General features: G+C 75.8%; 9 protein-coding genes, 1 rRNA gene and 1 pseudogene. 5 read left to right on the top strand and 6 right to left on the bottom strand.

Going from position 1 to position 15,828, the window contains the following annotated elements:
- The 3 genes and pseudogenes from ACIP37_RS03865 to ACIP37_RS03855 all read right to left on the bottom strand — a co-directional run.
- A 16S ribosomal RNA gene (locus ACIP37_RS03865) occupies nt 1–92 on the bottom strand; the annotation flags it as partial.
- A gap of 630 nt (nt 93–722) precedes the next feature.
- Nucleotides 723–2,009 (bottom strand): annotated as a pseudogene (locus ACIP37_RS03860) (PP2C family protein-serine/threonine phosphatase); the annotation flags it as partial.
- 168 nt (nt 2,010–2,177) lie between these two features.
- The gene (locus ACIP37_RS03855) at nt 2,178–3,515 is read right to left on the bottom strand and encodes an NAD(P)/FAD-dependent oxidoreductase (RefSeq protein WP_380380867.1); all 1,338 of its coding nucleotides are present in this window, start codon (nt 3,513–3,515) and stop codon (nt 2,178–2,180) included.
- A 573-nt stretch (nt 3,516–4,088) separates the two neighbouring features.
- On the opposite strand from ACIP37_RS03855, the gene ACIP37_RS03850 reads away from it, so the two are divergent.
- Both ACIP37_RS03850 and ACIP37_RS03845 read left to right on the top strand, forming a co-directional pair.
- Nucleotides 4,089–4,952, top strand: a complete 864-nt coding sequence (locus tag ACIP37_RS03850; RefSeq protein ID WP_400804564.1) for a TetR/AcrR family transcriptional regulator — start codon at nt 4,089–4,091, stop codon at nt 4,950–4,952.
- Between the two features lie 338 nt (nt 4,953–5,290).
- Entirely contained in the window at nt 5,291–7,594 is a 2,304-nt protein-coding gene (locus ACIP37_RS03845; RefSeq protein ID WP_363581315.1) for a sigma-70 family RNA polymerase sigma factor, read from the top strand.
- A 75-nt stretch (nt 7,595–7,669) separates the two neighbouring features.
- Here ACIP37_RS03845 and ACIP37_RS03840 read toward each other — a convergent pair whose 3' ends face one another.
- From ACIP37_RS03840 to ACIP37_RS03830, 3 genes are all read right to left on the bottom strand, one after another.
- Nucleotides 7,670–8,374: a DsbA family oxidoreductase gene (locus ACIP37_RS03840; protein ID WP_363581317.1), complete on the bottom strand. Its 705-nt coding sequence runs from the start codon at nt 8,372–8,374 to the stop codon at nt 7,670–7,672.
- A 144-nt stretch (nt 8,375–8,518) separates the two neighbouring features.
- Nucleotides 8,519–9,043 carry a universal stress protein gene (locus tag ACIP37_RS03835; protein WP_400804560.1) on the bottom strand — a complete coding sequence of 175 codons (525 nt, stop codon included), beginning with the start codon at nt 9,041–9,043 and terminating at the stop codon, nt 8,519–8,521.
- Between the two features lie 93 nt (nt 9,044–9,136).
- Complete coding sequence (locus ACIP37_RS03830; protein ID WP_400804557.1) at nt 9,137–11,287, bottom strand: asparagine synthase-related protein; 2,151 nt, start codon at nt 11,285–11,287, stop codon at nt 9,137–9,139.
- A gap of 741 nt (nt 11,288–12,028) precedes the next feature.
- Here ACIP37_RS03830 and ACIP37_RS03825 point away from each other — a divergent pair.
- The 3 genes from ACIP37_RS03825 to trmB all read left to right on the top strand — a co-directional run bounded on the left by ACIP37_RS03825 (nt 12,029) and on the right by trmB (nt 15,735).
- Entirely contained in the window at nt 12,029–13,456 is a 1,428-nt protein-coding gene (locus ACIP37_RS03825; protein ID WP_063348294.1) for a hypothetical protein, read from the top strand.
- A gap of 157 nt (nt 13,457–13,613) precedes the next feature.
- The gene (gene lhgO, locus ACIP37_RS03820) at nt 13,614–14,849 is read left to right on the top strand and encodes an L-2-hydroxyglutarate oxidase (RefSeq protein WP_400804554.1); all 1,236 of its coding nucleotides are present in this window, start codon (nt 13,614–13,616) and stop codon (nt 14,847–14,849) included.
- A gap of 55 nt (nt 14,850–14,904) precedes the next feature.
- Entirely contained in the window at nt 14,905–15,735 is an 831-nt protein-coding gene (gene trmB / locus ACIP37_RS03815; RefSeq protein ID WP_363581325.1) for a tRNA (guanosine(46)-N7)-methyltransferase TrmB, read from the top strand.
- The last annotated feature ends 93 nt before the right edge of the window (nt 15,736–15,828 follow it).

The raw sequence follows: 15,828 nt of genomic DNA, 5'->3' as shown, positions 1-15,828 counted from the left end.
CTGATCCACCCCGAAGGGCTTCACCGTTCGACTTGCATGTGTTAAGCACGCCGCCAGCGTTCGTCCTGAGCCAGGATCAAACTCTCCGTGAATGTCTACCCGCAATCGGGCGGCACCCGCGTTGAGCGGCACGGCAACCACCGGAATAGGGTGATCCCGCGCACTGCGTCCTCGCTAGTGTTTTACTTCAAAAGGAATCTCCAACCCCAGAAGATTCTGAGGCCGGGGATGTCAACATATCTGGCGTTGACTTTTGGCACGCTGTTGAGTTCTCAAGGAACGGACACTTCCTTCGGACCGCCTTCCAGCGGGCCCTCCGGGCGCTTCGTTCTTTCGTGTTCCCAGCTTACCAGATGTTTTCCGCTCCGTTTCCGGCGCTTCGTTCATCCAACTCGCTGGTGTCTTCTGCGGCTTGACGCCCCGTCCGACGTTTCAAACTCTAGCCGATCCCTGCTCCGAAAAGCGAATCGACCGCAATCCAATAAAACGAACAAGCCGAATAGGAACCAAGCCGCGACAAGACGCGACCCAGCCCGAACCGGGAAGTGGTGTTTCGAAAGGATTGGCTACGGCGGGACCGTCCGCGCAAATGCGTGTCCGGTGCTCCCTGCCAGGCAGCTCGAAGAACACTAGACCTCGGGCAAGGCCGAGTCAAGCGCCGGTTCCGCCTCGGTGGCGCTCTCTTCGGCCACCTCTTCCTCCGCCTTCTCCTCCGCCTCCTCCGCCGGCAGGTGGAAGGCCAGGACGGCGACGTCGTCGTCGTGCTCGGAGGTCACGCCCATCGCCCGCAGGAGGCGGGCGCAGATCACCTCCGGGGCCCCGACCGCGCCGGTGAGGGTGCGGGCGAGGAGGTCGAGACCCTCGTCGATGTCCTCGTCGCGGCGTTCGACCAGGCCGTCCGTATAGAGGACGCCGGTGGTCCCGGGCAGCAGGCGCAGGGTGTGCGAGACGTGGAGGCCGTCGCCGGTACCGAGCGGCGGGCCGTTCTGCTCCTCGCTGCGCAGGACCGTCCCGTCGGGGCAGCGCAGCAGCATGGGGAGGTGCCCGGCGGAGGCGTAGGAGAGGGTGCGGCGCTGCGGATCCCAGACGGCGTACGTGCAGGTGGCGATCTGGTTGGCGTCGATCTCCATGGCGAGGCCGTCGAGCAGGCGCATCACCTCGTGCGGGGGCAGGTCGAGCCGGGCGTAGGCGCGGACGGCGGTGCGCAGCTGGCCCATGACGGCGGCGGCGCGCAGGCCGCGCCCCATCACGTCGCCGATGACCAGGGCGGTTCGGCCGCCGTCGATGGCGATGACGTCGTACCAGTCGCCGCCGACGGCGGCCTCGGCGCCGCCGGGCTGGTAGGTGGCGGCGACCCTCAGGTCGGCCGGCTGGTCGAGCTTCTGCGGGAGGAGGCTGCGCTGGAGGGTGACGGCGGCCTCGCGCTGGCGGCGTTCGGCTTCGCGGAGCCGGGCGGCGGCGAGGACCTGGTCGGTGACCTCGGCGGCGAAGATCAGGACGCCGGCGGGCGGTCCCTCGGTGGGGGTGTCCCCGGTGTCCCCGGTGTCGCCGGGGCCGAGCGGGACGCAGGAGACGTTGTAGTAGCGGTTGCCGGTGAGGCCGAGGATGCAGCGGGCCTTGACGCTGCGCGGGCGGCCGCCGCGGATGACCTGGTCCATCAGGGCCAGGACGCCCATGGTGCCGAGTTCGGGGAGGGCTTCTCCGGCGGGCAGGCCGGTGGTGCGGTCTCCGAAGAGTTCGCGGTAGGCGCGGTTCGCGTAGCCGAGCTGGTGGAGCGGGCCGTAGGTGACGGCCACCGGGGCGGGGATCCGGTTGAGGACCTCGCGCAGGTTCTGGGGTTTGTGCAGGTCGAGGAGTTCGGCGGCGGTGGCCAGGTTGGTGGGGTCGCGGGGGCCGGGGACGACGACGCCGTCGGCGGAGGGCGCGCCCTCGTCGGTGCCGGCCCCGGTCGGCGGGGCGGCACGCCAAGGGACTCCGGTGAGCCGGGCGCTCCAGCGCATGAGGTTCAAACGACGGCCGCTTCCTCGATTTCCAGGCATATCATCACTTTTTGTGTGCGCATCAGCACACGGGGTAATGACTAGGTTGGGCTGATCCTGTCAGGCAAGGGCCCGATTCCGGAAGTCGCCCGCCCGGCGTGGCCGCCCGTTCCGCCCCGGCGCGGGGCACCGGGGCGCTCACCGCGGGGCGTCCGGACCGCCGTCGGGCCGCGGCCCGGACCCGGCCTCGAACTCCGGACGCGGATGCTCCGCCGCCCCCAGCGAGACCACCTCGCGGGAGAACAGCCCGCCCAGCACCCAGTCCATCAGCACCCGCACCCGGCGCTCCGCGCTCGGCAGGCGCCGCAGGTGCCGGGCCCGGTGCAGCCACCAGGCCCGCCGCCCGGTGATCCGGCGGCCGCGCCGGGTGTGGGCGACGGCCCGGCGCAGGCCCAGCGAGGTCGAGCAGGCGGCGTGGCCCGGCCGGTACTCGGCGAGGCCCGGGGCGTGCGGTCCGGCGTCCAGGGCGACCGCGATGTTCCGGGCGAGCAGCTCGGCCTGGGCGAAGGCGTGCTGGGCGTTGGGCGCGCAGGGCGCCCCGTCCGCGTCGGGGTCCGGTACGGCGGCGCAGTCTCCGGCCGCCCAGACGCCGGGCAGCGCGCGTCCGTCCGGGCCGACGGCTTGCAGGGTGGCGAGGCAGCGGACCCGGCCGAGGGTGTCCAGCGGCAGGTCGGTGTCGCGCAGCAGCGGGGCCGGCCGCACCCCGGCCGTCCAGACCAGGGTGCGGGCACCGAAGCGGCTGCCGTCGGACAGGGCGACGACCCGGTCCGCGGCGGACGCCAGGGTGGTGCGCAACCGGATGTCGACGCCGCGTTCGCGGAGCTGGCCGAGGGTGTGCTCGGCCAGCTCCGGCGACTCCTCGGCCAGGATCCGGTCGGTGGCCTCGACCAGGACCCAGCGCAGGTCCTCGGGGCGGACGTTGTGGTAGCCGCGCACCGCGGTCCGGGCCATGTCCTCCAGTTCGGCGAGCGCGCCGACGCCCGCGTACCCGGCGCCGACGAAGACGAAGGTGAGCGCGGCCTGGCGCAGGGCCGGGTCGCGGGTGGCGGAGGCGAGGTCGAGCTGTTCCAGGACGTGGTTGCGCAGGCCCACGGCCTCGCCGACGGTGGAGAAGCCGCGGCCGTGTTCGGCCAGGCCGGGCACCGGCGCCGTCCGGGAGACCGAGCCGGGCGCCACCACCAGGACGTCGTAGGGGAGTTCGATCGGCGCGGCGGCCTCTCCGGGTCCCGCGGCGTCGGCGAAGGCGCGGCGGGCGGCGTGTTCGATCCGGGTGATCCGGGCGGTCAGCACCCGGCAGTCCGGCAGGGCCCGGCGGAGCGGGACGACCACGTGCCGGGGGTCGATCGAGCCAGCCGCGACCTCGGCCAGCAGCGGGTGGTAGGTGAAGTAGGCCTGGGGCTCGACGACGGTGATCTCGACCTCGCCGCGTCGCAGCCGTTCCCGCAGGCCGCGCTGGAGGTGCAGCGCGGTGGCCATCCCGGCGCAGCCTCCGCCGGCGATCAGGATTCTGATGGTGCACCTCCTGCCGATTGGCGCTTCCTCCCGGCCCCGCGGCCGGGGGTGTCCCCCCTCGCGCCCCCCTATGAAGGACCGGCAGGGGCGGTCTTGTCCACAGTCCGTACCGCGCCGGATGTGACGGGAGTCGACGGGTGGGGCCAGTTGTGCTGCCCGGGCGACTTTCTGACGGACTTTCGGCCGCGAACGGGCGTGAACTATGGTCGGATTGTGTGCCGGAGCGGTTACCGCCATGACAATCGGCGGCGACGCACCGTGGAGCGGCCACTACGGCCAGTTCCAGCGTTGGCTCGAGAACCCGACTGCGGGACAGTCATCCGGGGAAGGGTAGTTCCCGGACAAGGCCCCGGACGGTGCCGACGCGCCGAGCCGGACGCGAGCCGGCCCGGAGGCACGAACCGTGGTCACGAAACGGGACGGGCGGCAACGAGCGATGGGTCATCAGGTCATTTCTGACGGGCTGAGCTGCACCGGGGGGTGCAGGGGCGGGCGACGACAGGGTCCGGGTTCGGGCGCCTGCGGGGGAGAGTTGGGATGATGGAGCAGGAGCAGGTGTTGGGGCGAACGGGAACACCGCACGCCGGCCAGGGCATGGTGCCGGAACAGCGCGGCCCGGTGGACCTGCCACCGGAGGTCGGGGCCGCCTATCCGGGCGTCCCCTACCGGGTGGAGCCACCACCGGCCACCGTGCACGTCCCCGGGGCCCGACTACGGGTGGACGCCCGGCGGAATCTGGAGAGCGTGCTGCGGGCCGCCCGCGAGGTGTTCGGCGAGTTCGGCTACGGCGCGCCGATGGAGGAGGTCGCACGCCGGGCCGGGGTCGGCGTCGGGACGGTCTACCGGCGCTTCCCGAGCAAGGAGGTGCTGGTCCAGCGGATCGCCGCCGAGGAGGTGGCCTGGCTGACCGCGCAGGCGCGGGAGTCGCTGTACGGCGGCGGCGGCGCCTGGGAGTCGCTGGCCGGTTACCTGGCCCGGGCGGTCAGCACCGGCGCCGGGCGGCTGCTGCCGCCGGAGGCGTTCCGGTACGCGGAGGAGCTGGGCCGGGTGCCCGAGCAGCGGGTGCCCGAGCCGGCCGCCGTCCGGTTCGACCTGCGCGGCGAGGACGCGCAGAACGGTGCGGCCGTCGAGCCGTCGGCGGCCGACGCCGATCCCCGGCTGCTGCTGCAACTGCTGGCCGCCCTGGTCGCCCGGGTCGGCGCGGCCGGCGAACTGCGGCCGGGCGTCACGGTGTCGGACGTCGTGCTGGTGCTGACCGCCTCGGTGCCGGTGCACGCGGCCCGCACCGCGCCGACCACGGCCGGCTTCTCGGCCGGGGTGCAGCAGGCGGAGGGGCAGCCGACCGCCGGCCCCTCGGACCGGCTGCTGGAGATCCTGCTGGACGGCCTGCGGGCACGCTGACGCGCCACCACGGGTGCGGCCCCCGCAGGTGGCGGGGACGGGAGTTGGACGGGAGACCGGCGCGCGGACCAGTCACGCGCGCCGGGTGCGGGCGGTACGCAACCACCCGCCCTGTGCTGGCCGAACACATCCGCGACGGCTCCTCGGAAGAGTGGGTCCCGGCCGGTCCGGCTACCGCCCATCTCTGCGCTATGCCATCCTTTGCCCGTGGTTGGAGCCAATGTCCCGATGCGCGCCCTTCGCGCGCCCTCGGCGCCGTACAGCGCGGAACCGTGCGCCCACGCGCTCCCGCGCGCCCTGCCACACTGCGGGGGCTGTCGTGGAATCTGGGGTCCGTTGTGAGCGCCGAGGAACAGAACGACTACGGGTACGGCCTCGACTTCGGCCCGTCCGGAGGCTTGACCGGGGGACTGGCCGACGGCTCGTCCGGCAGCACGTCCAGCACGTCCAGTACGTCCGAAGGCCCCGCCACGGCCTCCGGCGGCCCGGCCCAAGTACCCGGCGCCGCACCGGGTTCGGCCACCGGCCCGACCACCGGACACGTGCCCGACCAGGCGGGCATGCCCAGCCGCGAGTCCCTCTCCGCCTCCGCCGCCGCGCTGCCACCCGGACGGGTGCCCGGCCAGGCCCCGGCCGGCCGGGGCGGCGTCGCCCCCGAGGCGTTCGTCGGCGCCGGCCGCCCCGCCCGCCCCACCGTGCCCGCCCCCGCCGACCCGGTCGACGGCGAGCGCCCGGCCTCCGACGCCGAGTTGACCGCCCGGGTCCGGGCCGGCGACGACACCGCGTACGAGGAGATCTACCGCCGGCACGCCGACTCGGTGCGCCGCTACGCCCGCACCTGCTGCCGGGACAGCTTCACCGCGGAAGACCTCGCCGGCGAGGTCTTCGCCCGCACCCTGCAAGCCCTGAGGGCGGGCAAGGGCCCGGAGTTCGCCGTCCGCGCCTACCTGCTGACCGCCGTCCGGAACGTCGCCGCCGCCTGGACCCGCAGCGAGCGGCGCGAGCAACTCGTCGACGACTTCAGCGTGTTCGCCCAGACCTCGGCCGCCGTCGTCGACCTCGACCTGGCCGACCCCGGCGCCGATGCCTGGGCGATGGCCATGGCCGACCAGCGCATGGTCATGCAGGCCTACGCCGAACTGCCCGAGGACGACCGGGTGGTGCTCTGGCACACCGAGGTCGAGCGGGAGTCCCCGAAGACCGTCGCCGTGATGCTCGGCAAGACCGCCAACGCCACCGCCGTCCAGGCCCACCGGGCCCGCGACCGGCTCGCCGCCGCCTTCCTCCAGGCGCACGTCTCCGGCAGCCAGGACCGCACCTGCGAGGCGTACGCCAACCGGCTCGGCGCGTACGCGCGCGGATCGCTGCGCAAGCGGGCCTCGGCGGAGGTCGGACGGCACCTCCAGGGGTGCGACCGCTGCACGGCCGCCTGCCTCGAACTCACCGAGATCAACACCGGCCTGCGCGCGCTGCTGCCCGGCGGCGTGCTCGTCTGGATCGGGGTCGGCGGGTTCGGCGCCGCCGCGGCGGCCGTCGGCGGAGCCGCCGCGGTCGGCGGTGCGGCTGCGGGCACCGCGGCGGCCACCTCCGGAACCGCGGGAGCCGGTTCGGGTGCGGGTGCAGCGGGTGCGGGCGCCGGTGCGGCCTCCGGCGGAGGCGGGGCCGGAGCCGGCGCCGCGGCCGGCGAGGGCCTGGGCACCGCTGCCAAGGCCGGGATCGCCGCCGCCGTCGCGGTGGCCGCAGCCGCCGTCGCCGCGTACGCGCTCACCGGCTCGCCCGAACCCAAGCCCCCCACGGCCGCGCCTCCCGCCGCCGGCGCCCCCGCCACCCCCCGGCCGCAGGCCCCCGCACCCGGGCCGCCCGCGCCCGCCGACCCGGCGCCCAGCAGCACCGCGGCCGCCCCGGCACCGTCCGAGCCGAGCCCGAGCCCGAGCGCGACGCCGGTCACCCGGTCGACGCCCGCCCCGGCAGCCGCCCAGACCACGACGAAGGCCGCGTCGCCGGTCACGCCGAGCTCGACGACGCCCAAGCGGACCCCCACGCCGCCGCCGGCCCCGGACGTCCCCGCCGTGCCGACGCCCAGCGTGCCGCCGCTGCCCACGCCCGAGCCGCCGGTCATCCCCGTCGTGCCCACGCCCACCGTGCCGCCGCTGCCCACCCCGACGGTCACCCCGCCCTCGCCGCCCGCGCCCACCGACTTCTGGGCCGACTCACTGCCCGTGGTCAAGCCCGGCAACAACCGGGTGCCGCCGCCCGGCCCCAGCATCCGGCAGAAGGGCAGCGACTGGTTCTGGCAGCACGACAGCGCCTGGATCGGCGGCGAACGCCACGGGCACGCCATCACCGTGCACGCCCCGGCGACCACCCTGATCGACCTCAACCGCAGCTGCACGTCCTTCGACGCGGTCGCCGGAGTCGACGACGCCACGCTCTCGCCGGGCGGCGTGGTCTTCTCCGTCCAGGGCGGCGACGGCGGCACCCTGTGGCGCTCCCTCCCGCTCGCCGCGGGGGACGACGCGGTACCGGTGCACGTGCCGCTGGCCGGGCAGAAGTCGATCCGGCTGGTGGTCACCCCGGTGCACGGGATCTGGTCGGCGCTCAACGTGGCGGACTGGGCCGAGGCCCGCTTCAGGTGTTCCTGAAACGGGCCTCGGCGGGGGCTGCGTGGGGTGGGACCCACACGGGGTGGGGCTTGTACGGGGTGGGCCTGTGCGGGGTCAGATCGCGCAGGAGCCGTCCGCGCAGGCCTCCCCCGCCGGGGCGACCTGCACCGGCGCCGGGCGGGTCTCGCCGATCTCGGCGGCGACCTGCTCCAGCACCTTGCGGAAGGTCTCGGCGTCCTGGCCGCCCTGCACCGCCCACTTGCCCTCGAACACGAAGGTCGGCACGGCGGTGATGCCCAGCTCCCGGGCCTCGGCCAGCTGCGCGCTCACCTCGGTGGCGCCCTCGTCGCCCGCCAGGTAGGCGGTCACCCGCGCCCGGTCCAGGCCGGCTGCCACGGCGACGTCGGTCAGCGCGGCGCGGTCGCCGACGTCGACACCGTCGGTGAAGTGCGCCTTCAGCAGCTCCTCCTTCAGCCGCCCCTGGACGGCCGCGCCGTACTCGGTCTCGGCGAGGTGCAGCAGGCGGTGGCCCAGGAAGGTGTTGGCGTGCAGCGCGGCGTCGAAGTCGTACGTGATGCCCTCGGCGCGGCCCAGCTCGGCCACCCGTGCGTCCATCGCCACCGACTGCGGGCCGTAGCGCTCGGCCAGCCACGCGCGGTGCGGGCTCGCCGTCGCCGGCGCGTCCGGGACCAGCTGGTACGGCCGGTAGACCACCTCGACGCCCTCCTTGCCGGCGAAGCCCTCCAGGGCCTGCTCGAAACGGCGCTTACCGATGTAGCACCACGGGCAGGCGATGTCGGACCAGATCTCGACCTTCATGAGGGGACTCCAGGGGTGGGGCGGGGACGGGTATCGGGATAGGTGAACGATGAACCATCTCGGTACATTCCCGGCACCCCGGTCAGCTTCCCTGGTCAGCGACGCCCTGACCCGGGCTGGTCAGCACCCCGACCCCGCCCCGGATCAGCCTTCCGCGGGCGCCGGAACCACCAGCACCGGGCACGCCGCGTGGTGCACCGCCGCCGAACTCACCGAACCCAGTAGCAACCGCGCGAACCCCCCGTTCCCCCGCGTGCCGAGCACCAGCGTGTGCTGCCGGGTCGAGGCCTCCAGCAGCACCTCGATCACGTTCCCCAGCACCACGTGCAGCGACATCTCCCCCGCGTACGGCCGGGAACGCTGCCCCTGCACGGCCACCACCGCCCGGCGCAGCCCGTCCGCCATGCTCTCCACCAGCGTCTCGACGCTCTCCTGCACCAGCTCCGCCATCCCCGGCGGGTAGCCGGCCGGCGCCGGGTTCACCACGGCCAGCACGTACAGCGGTAGCCCGAACGACTCCGCCTCGGTCATCGCCCGGTCCAGCGCCCACAGCGACCCGTCCGACCCGTCGCAGGCCGCCAGTACCCCCGGCGGGCGCCCCGTCGGCGGCCGTCCCGACACCGACAGCACAACGGGAACGGACTGCTCCGGGCTCACGCTGGCCACCATGGCTCTCCTCACCGACGGACTCATTGCCCGCCATCATCACCTGCCCCGGCTCCCGGACCCCGCCGCCCGGCCGGGCGCGGCGCCCGGAGGGGGTCAGGAGGGCCGGACGGGGCCGAGGGCCGGGGGTTGGGCCAGGGGAAGGCCGGTCCAGCAGGCTCCGTGGCGGCGGGCGCGGACGCGGCGGAGCCAGAGTTCGGTGGAGACCAGGTCGGCGAGGCCCGCCAGGGCGGCCGGGGAGAGGGGGGTAGCGGGGTCGGCGAGGCCGGCGCGGACGGCGGGGAGGTCGATGAGGCCGGCTTCGGCGAGGAGGGGGGCGTCGAAGAGTTCGGCGAGGCCGTCGGCGGCGAGGCGCAGGCCGGCCCGGGCGGGGGCGGTGCGGTCGGGGCGGGGGCCGCGGCCCCAGTCGGGGGGCAGGTCGGTGCGGCCGGCGCCGGTGAGGACGGCGTGCAGGAGGGCGTGCCGGGCTCCGGGTTGGAGGCGGACGTCGTCGGGGAGCAGGCGGGCGGCGCGGACCACCTGGTTGTCGAGGAACGGCGCGTGCAGCCGCTGGCCGGGCTGTTCGGCGGCGTGGACGAGGGTGCGGTAGGAGCGCGCGTGCCGGTAGAGGGCGTGCCGGGCACGGTGTGCGCCCGGGCGTTCGTCGGGCGCCGGTCTGCGCGCTGCCACTCGCAGCCGGAGGGCGACGGAGGAGAGCGCCTCGTCGGAGAGCCAGCGGGCGGCCGGGCCGGGGACGCACCAGGCGAGGTCGCCGACCGAACGGTCGCCCGCCGTACGGCCGCCGCCCGGGAGGTGGCGGGCCGTCAACTTGGCGGCGGCGTCGTCCAGCGCCTCGGCGTACCGGACCCGGGAGAGCCGGTGGGCGGCCCGGACCACGGTGAGCGGGGTGCGCAGCGCACCGGCCAGGACGCCGACGACGGCCCGGTCGGCACCGGCCAGCGCGGCGACCGGGGGCAGCAGTTCGCGCGGGCGGCCGGCCCGGATGAGGTCGGCGAGCCGGGCCGGGTGGCCGTCGAGGACCTGGCGGGCACCGTAGCCGGTGAGGTGGTCGGTGCCGCCGGCGTCGAAGCGGGCCTCGGCACGGGCGGCGGCGACGAGTTCGGGCCCGGGCTCGTCGGTGAGCCGGCCGGGCGGTGCGTCGGCGTGCAGTCCGGCGTACGGGAGGGTGTCGGGGCCGGGGTGGAGCACGGTGTGCCGCAGCCGGGGGGTGTCGGGGGCGAGCGCGAGGGTGGTGGGGGGTTCGGTCTCGCCGAGCGTGACGGCGGCCAACTGTTCCGGGGTGGAGGGTTCTTGGGCGGCGACGCGGGCCCAGGAGCCCTTGACCGCGCCGTTCCTGGCCCCGGCGCCGACGGCCGGCAGGCGCTCCGGGCCCGTGCTCGCGGGCACCGGCGGCAGCGGTACGGCGGCGGCGAGCAGGGCGACGGTGGCGGAGGCGGTGCCGTAGGAGAGGTCGACGCCGAGCCGGGCGCGGCCGGCCGGGCCCCGCGCGGTGGCGGGCGCGGTGGTGCGGACCCGGGAGCGGACGGACTCCAGCAGCGCGCGGGTGAGTTCGCGGACGGCGGGCGCCTCGTCGCGCGGCTGCTCCCGGACGGCGGGGTCGTCGTAGGCGGAGAGGTAGGGGTGGCCACTGCGGATGGCGAGCACGTGGCCGGGCGGCACCCGCTGGACGCCCAGGTACGGGGTTCCGGCGCCGAGGGCCTCGGGCGATTCGGGGCAGGCGAGCCGGGCGGCGAGGTGTCCGGTGTCCAGCGGGGCGCCGACCAGGTCGGCGAGCGGGAGTGCGGCGGTGGCGTACGCGGTGCCGCCGGCCCAGGGGGTGTGGAAGACCGGCTGGGCGCCGGCCAGGTCGGTGAGCAGCAGGGTGGAGCGGGTGCCGGTGCGCAGGACGGCGGTGTAGCTGCCGGGCCAGGCGGTGAGGTGGCGGACGGCGCCGCCGCGGGCGGCGGCGAGGCCGGCTGCGAGTTCCGCGTCGGTGGCGCCGCAGTGGCCGAGGACGGCGAGGCGCAGGGTGGCGGGGGTGTCCTCGACGGGGTCGGGGGCGGTGGGGCCGGTGGTGACCGTGGCGGGGGCGCCGGGGCGGAGGGTGGCGAGGCGGATCTCCTCGGGGCGCCAGTCCCCGACGGCCCAGAGCGGGTTGGGTCCGGTCCACAGGGGGCGCGCGGCGATCGGTGCGACCGTACCGAGTGCCTCGTGCGCTGGTGCGCCCGCCCGGGGCGTGCCCGTGCTCCAGCCCGTCAGCCACCGCATCGCGCCTCCACCGGACGAGGACCTGCACCCGTACGGCGCTTCCGCCGCCGGGCGGCTCCTCGCCGGTCCGCGGTGTGCCGTGGCGGCCGCCCCGGGTACCGGCGCGCCGTCAGGAGACATCGTGCCACCGGTTGGCGCTCCCGTGGCCCGTGTTGCCGGTTCCGGTTCCGCCGGTGGTCCCGGTGCGGGGCGGTTCCGGCCCCGGCGGCGATCCCGTTGCGGGCAACGGGTGTTGACGTGTTCGCGTGGTCCGCGGGGCGGGCCGGGCCTTCCCCTCCCCGGCCCGGACCGCCCCCCGTGCCGCCTTTGGCATGGGCATCGCGAGATGGCCGAAAGGCGTCGCCCAGCCCGGGAGGGCATCCGCATGCCCTCCCGGACTCAGCCGCCGCCCGCGGGGATTGAGGCGGCGGCATCCCCCGGCCCGCCGGGTCCTCGACGGCGGGCCGACCCACGACCACCAGCGAATCGCCGACCAGCCGGTCGAGCCAGGGGGCACGGCCGGGCGCACGTGAACACAGGACCGGAGCACGACGCTCCGGCGCGCGGCACCCCCGGCCCGATCCGAGTGGTCCGGACCAACCCCGGCGAGGAGCCGGCGCCGCACCGCCGGGTGCACGATCCCGCCATCCGGAATGCGGCCTCTTAACCGTCGGAACGCGTCCGACTACTCTAGGTACAGCAGCTACGGCCCGGTGCCGCCCGGGCCCCGAGCACAAGGCCGCAGGAGGTGCCGCCGCCACCATGACCGTCAGCCCACGAGGACCGAACGAACGGCTCGGCACGCTCCTGACCCTCGCCCAGATCAGCAACGCCGGACTGGCCCGCCGGGTCAACGACCTGGGCGCCCAGCGCGGGCTGACCCTGCGGTACGACAAGACCTCGGTGGCCCGCTGGGTCAGCAAGGGCATGGTCCCGCAGGGTCCCGTCCCGCACCTGATCGCCACCGCGATCGGCGGCAAGCTCGGCCGCCCGGTGCCGCTGGAGGAGATCGGCCTCGGCGACACCGACCCGGCCCCCGAACTCGGCCTGGCCTTCCCCCGCGACGTCGCCGAGGCGGTCCGCTCCGCCACCGACCTGTGGCGGGTCGACCTCGACCTGCGCCGCGGCCCCGGCGGCGGCCGCTGGAGCGACAGCCTGGCCGGCACCTTCTCGGTCGCCGCCTACGCGACGCCGGTGTCCCGCTGGCTGATCACCCCGGCGGACGGTTCGGTCGCCCGGGAGGCGCCGCGCGCGCCCAGTGAGGCGTCCTCCTACCGGGTCGGCCACTCGGACGCCGCCAAGCTCCGCGAGGCCGCCCAGGAGGCCCGCCGCTGGGACTCCAAGTACGGCGGCGGGGACTGGCGCTCGTCGATGGTGCCGGAGTGCCTGCGGGTGGAGGCGGCCCCGCTGCTGCTGGCCTCGTACAGCGACACCGTCGGCCGGGCGCTGTTCGGCGCGACCGCCGAACTGACCAGGCTGGCCGGGTGGATGGCCTTCGACACCGGGCAGCACGAGGCCGCCCAGCGCTACTACATCCAGGCCCTGCGGCTCGCCCGGGCCGCCGCCGACGTGCCGCTCGGCGGCTACGTGCTCGCCTCGATGAGCCTCCAGGCCGGCTACCGGGGCTTCGCCGAGGAGGCGGTGGACCTCGCCCAGGCCGCCCTGGAGCGCAACCGGGGCCTGGCCACCGCCCGGACGATGAGCTTCTTCCACCTGGTGGAGGCCCGGGCCCAGGCCAAGGCCCGCAACGCGGCGGCGTGCGCGACGGCGCTCGGCGCGGCGGAGAGCGCACTCGAACGGGCCCGCGCCGGGGATCCCGATCCGGCGTGGATCGACTTCTACGCCTACGACCGGCTCGCCGCCGACGCCGCCGAGTGCTTCCGCGACCTCGGAGTACCCTCCAAGGTCCGCCAGTTCACCCGCGAGGCACTGGCCAAGCCCACCGAGGGCTTCGTCCGCTCGCACGGACTGCGACTGGTGGTCTCGGCGATGGCCGAGGCCGAGGCCGGCAACCTGGACGCCGCGGTCGCCGCCGGCGAGCGCGCCGTCGAGGTGGCCGGCCGGATCTCCTCCCAGCGCAGCCGGGAGTACGTGGTGGAGATGCTGCGCCGCCTGGAGCCCTTCCAGGGCGAGCGCCGTGTCCGGGAGCTGACCGAACGGGCCCGCGCGGTCCTGGTCGCCCCGGCGTGACCGGGGGCGTGCCCGGCGGCAGTTGAGGTGCACCGGCGGGAGGGGCCCGGGCGCCCAGGTACGGCACCGCCACCTGGGCCCGGGCGCCCTCGACCGGTCCCGCCCGGCGTGGCAGCATCGGCGGCGGGGGAGCCGGGCGGACTGCGAGGAGCGGGCGGTGGCGTACGACTTCGACGTGCTGGTGGTGGGCGGCGGGATCGTCGGCCTCGCCACCGCGTACGCGCTGACCCGGGCCCGGCCGGGGCTGCGGCTCGCGGTGCTGGAGAAGGAGCCCGGCTTCGCCGCCCACCAGACCGGGCGCAACAGCGGGGTGATCCACAGCGGCGTCTACTACCGGCCGGGCTCGTACAAGGCCCGGTACGCGGTGGCGGGCGCCGCCGAGCTGGTGGCGTTCTGCCGCGAGCAGGGCGTCCCGCACGAGGTCACCGGCAAGCTGATCGTGGCCACCGGCACGGAGGAGCTGCCCCGGCTGGCGGCGCTGGCCGAGCGCGGGCGGGCGAACGGCATCCCCGTCACCGAGGTGGACCGGGCCGGGATCGCCCGGTACGAGCCGCAGGTCACCGGGGTGGCGGGGCTGCACGTCGGCACGACCGGCGTCTGCGACTTCCCGGCCGTCGCCACCGCCTACGCCCGGCTGGCCCGGGAGGCGGGTGCGGAGCTCCGGCTCGGCTGCGAGCTGCGGGCGGTGGCCCGACGGGCGGACGGCGTGACGGTGCAGACCTCCACCGGGGAGCTGCGCTGCCAGGTGCTGGTGAACTGCGCCGGGCTGCACAGCGACCGGATCGCCCGGCTGGCCGGGGACGAGCCCGGGGTGCGGATCGTGCCGTTCCGCGGCGAGTACTACGAACTGGCCGAGGGGCGACGGGACTTGGTGCGTGGCCTGGTCTACCCGGTGCCCGACCCGGCCTTCCCGTTCCTCGGCGTGCACCTCACCCGGGGCGTCCACGGGGACGTGCACGTCGGCCCGAACGCGGTGCCCGCGCTGGCCCGCGAGGGCTACGACTGGCGCACCGTGCGCCCGCGCGACCTGGCCGGAACACTGGCCTTCCCCGGCGCCTGGCGGATCGCCCGGCGGCACTGGCGCCAGGAGGTGGGCGAGTTGCACCGCTCGCTGTCGAAGCGGACGTTCACCGCCGCCGTGCGGCGGCTGCTGCCCGCCGTCGCCCCCGAGGACCTGGTACCGGCCGGCGCCGGGGTCCGGGCCCAGGCCGTGGCCCGGGACGGCTCGCTGCTGGACGACTTCGCCTTCGCCGGTTTCGACCCGGCCGACCCGCGCTCCCCGCGCCGCGCGGTGCACGTGCTGAACGCCCCCTCCCCCGCCGCCACGGCCTCGCTGCCGATCGGCCGCGAGGTGGCCCGCCGGGCGCTGGCGGCACTGGAGGCCGGCGGATGAGCCCGGTCACAGCACCTTCGGGAGGGGCCCGGGGGCCCCGTAGACTCGGGGAACTGTGACTGCCACCGCCCCGATCCCCCAGCCCTCGCCGTCCGCCCGGTTGTCCGCCGCACCGGCCGGCTACCCCGCGCCGATGTACCCGCACAAGGCCACCGAGGCCCAGCACCGCGAGCGGCGCATCCGCAGCTTCCAGCCGCGCCGGGGCCGGATGACCAACGCCCAGGCGGGCGCCCTGGACCGGGGCTGGGAGGCGTACGGCATACCGATCGACGGCAGCCCGCTCGACCTGCGGGAGCTGTTCGGCGAGCTGCCGGTCACCCTGGAGATCGGCTTCGGCATGGGCGAGACCACGGCCGCCATGGCCGCCGCCGACCCGGCCATGGGCATCCTCGCCGCCGACGTCCACACCCCCGGCCACGGCAACCTGCTCGGCCTGCTGGAGCGCGACGGCTCGCGGAACGTGCGGCCGGCCGCCGGCGACGCCGTGATCCTGCTGCGCGACATGCTGGCGGACGCCTCGCTGGCCGGCCTGCGGGTCTACTTCGCCGACCCGTGGCCCAAGCCCAAGCACCACAAGCGCCGGCTGGTCCAGCCGTCCTTCCTGGAGCTCGTGCTGCCCCGGCTCGCCCCCGGCGCCCTGGTGCACTGCGCGACCGACTGGGAGCCGTACGCGGAGCAGATGCTGGCCGTGCTGTCCGCCTCGCCGGAGCTGGAGAACCTGCACCCCGAGGGTGACGGCAGCGGCTGGCTGGAGCCCGCGGACCACCCGGACGGCAGCATCCCCGGCTACGCGCCGAGGCCGGACTGGCGCCCGGTCACCAAGTTCGAACGGGCCGGGCTGGCCAAGGGGCACGTCGTCCACGACCTGCTGTTCCGCCGCCGCTGAGCCGCCGTCGGCCGTTCGAACAGGCCACCGCGCGATGACCGGGGGGCCGTTCCCCGGACGGACGGTTCGTCCCGAGTCCTCCCGACGGGCGGG

Source organism: Kitasatospora sp. NPDC088861 (assembly GCF_044750105.1).
Lineage (GTDB): Bacteria > Actinomycetota > Actinomycetes > Streptomycetales > Streptomycetaceae > Kitasatospora.
This window is presented reverse-complemented; position numbering and strand designations above follow the sequence as displayed.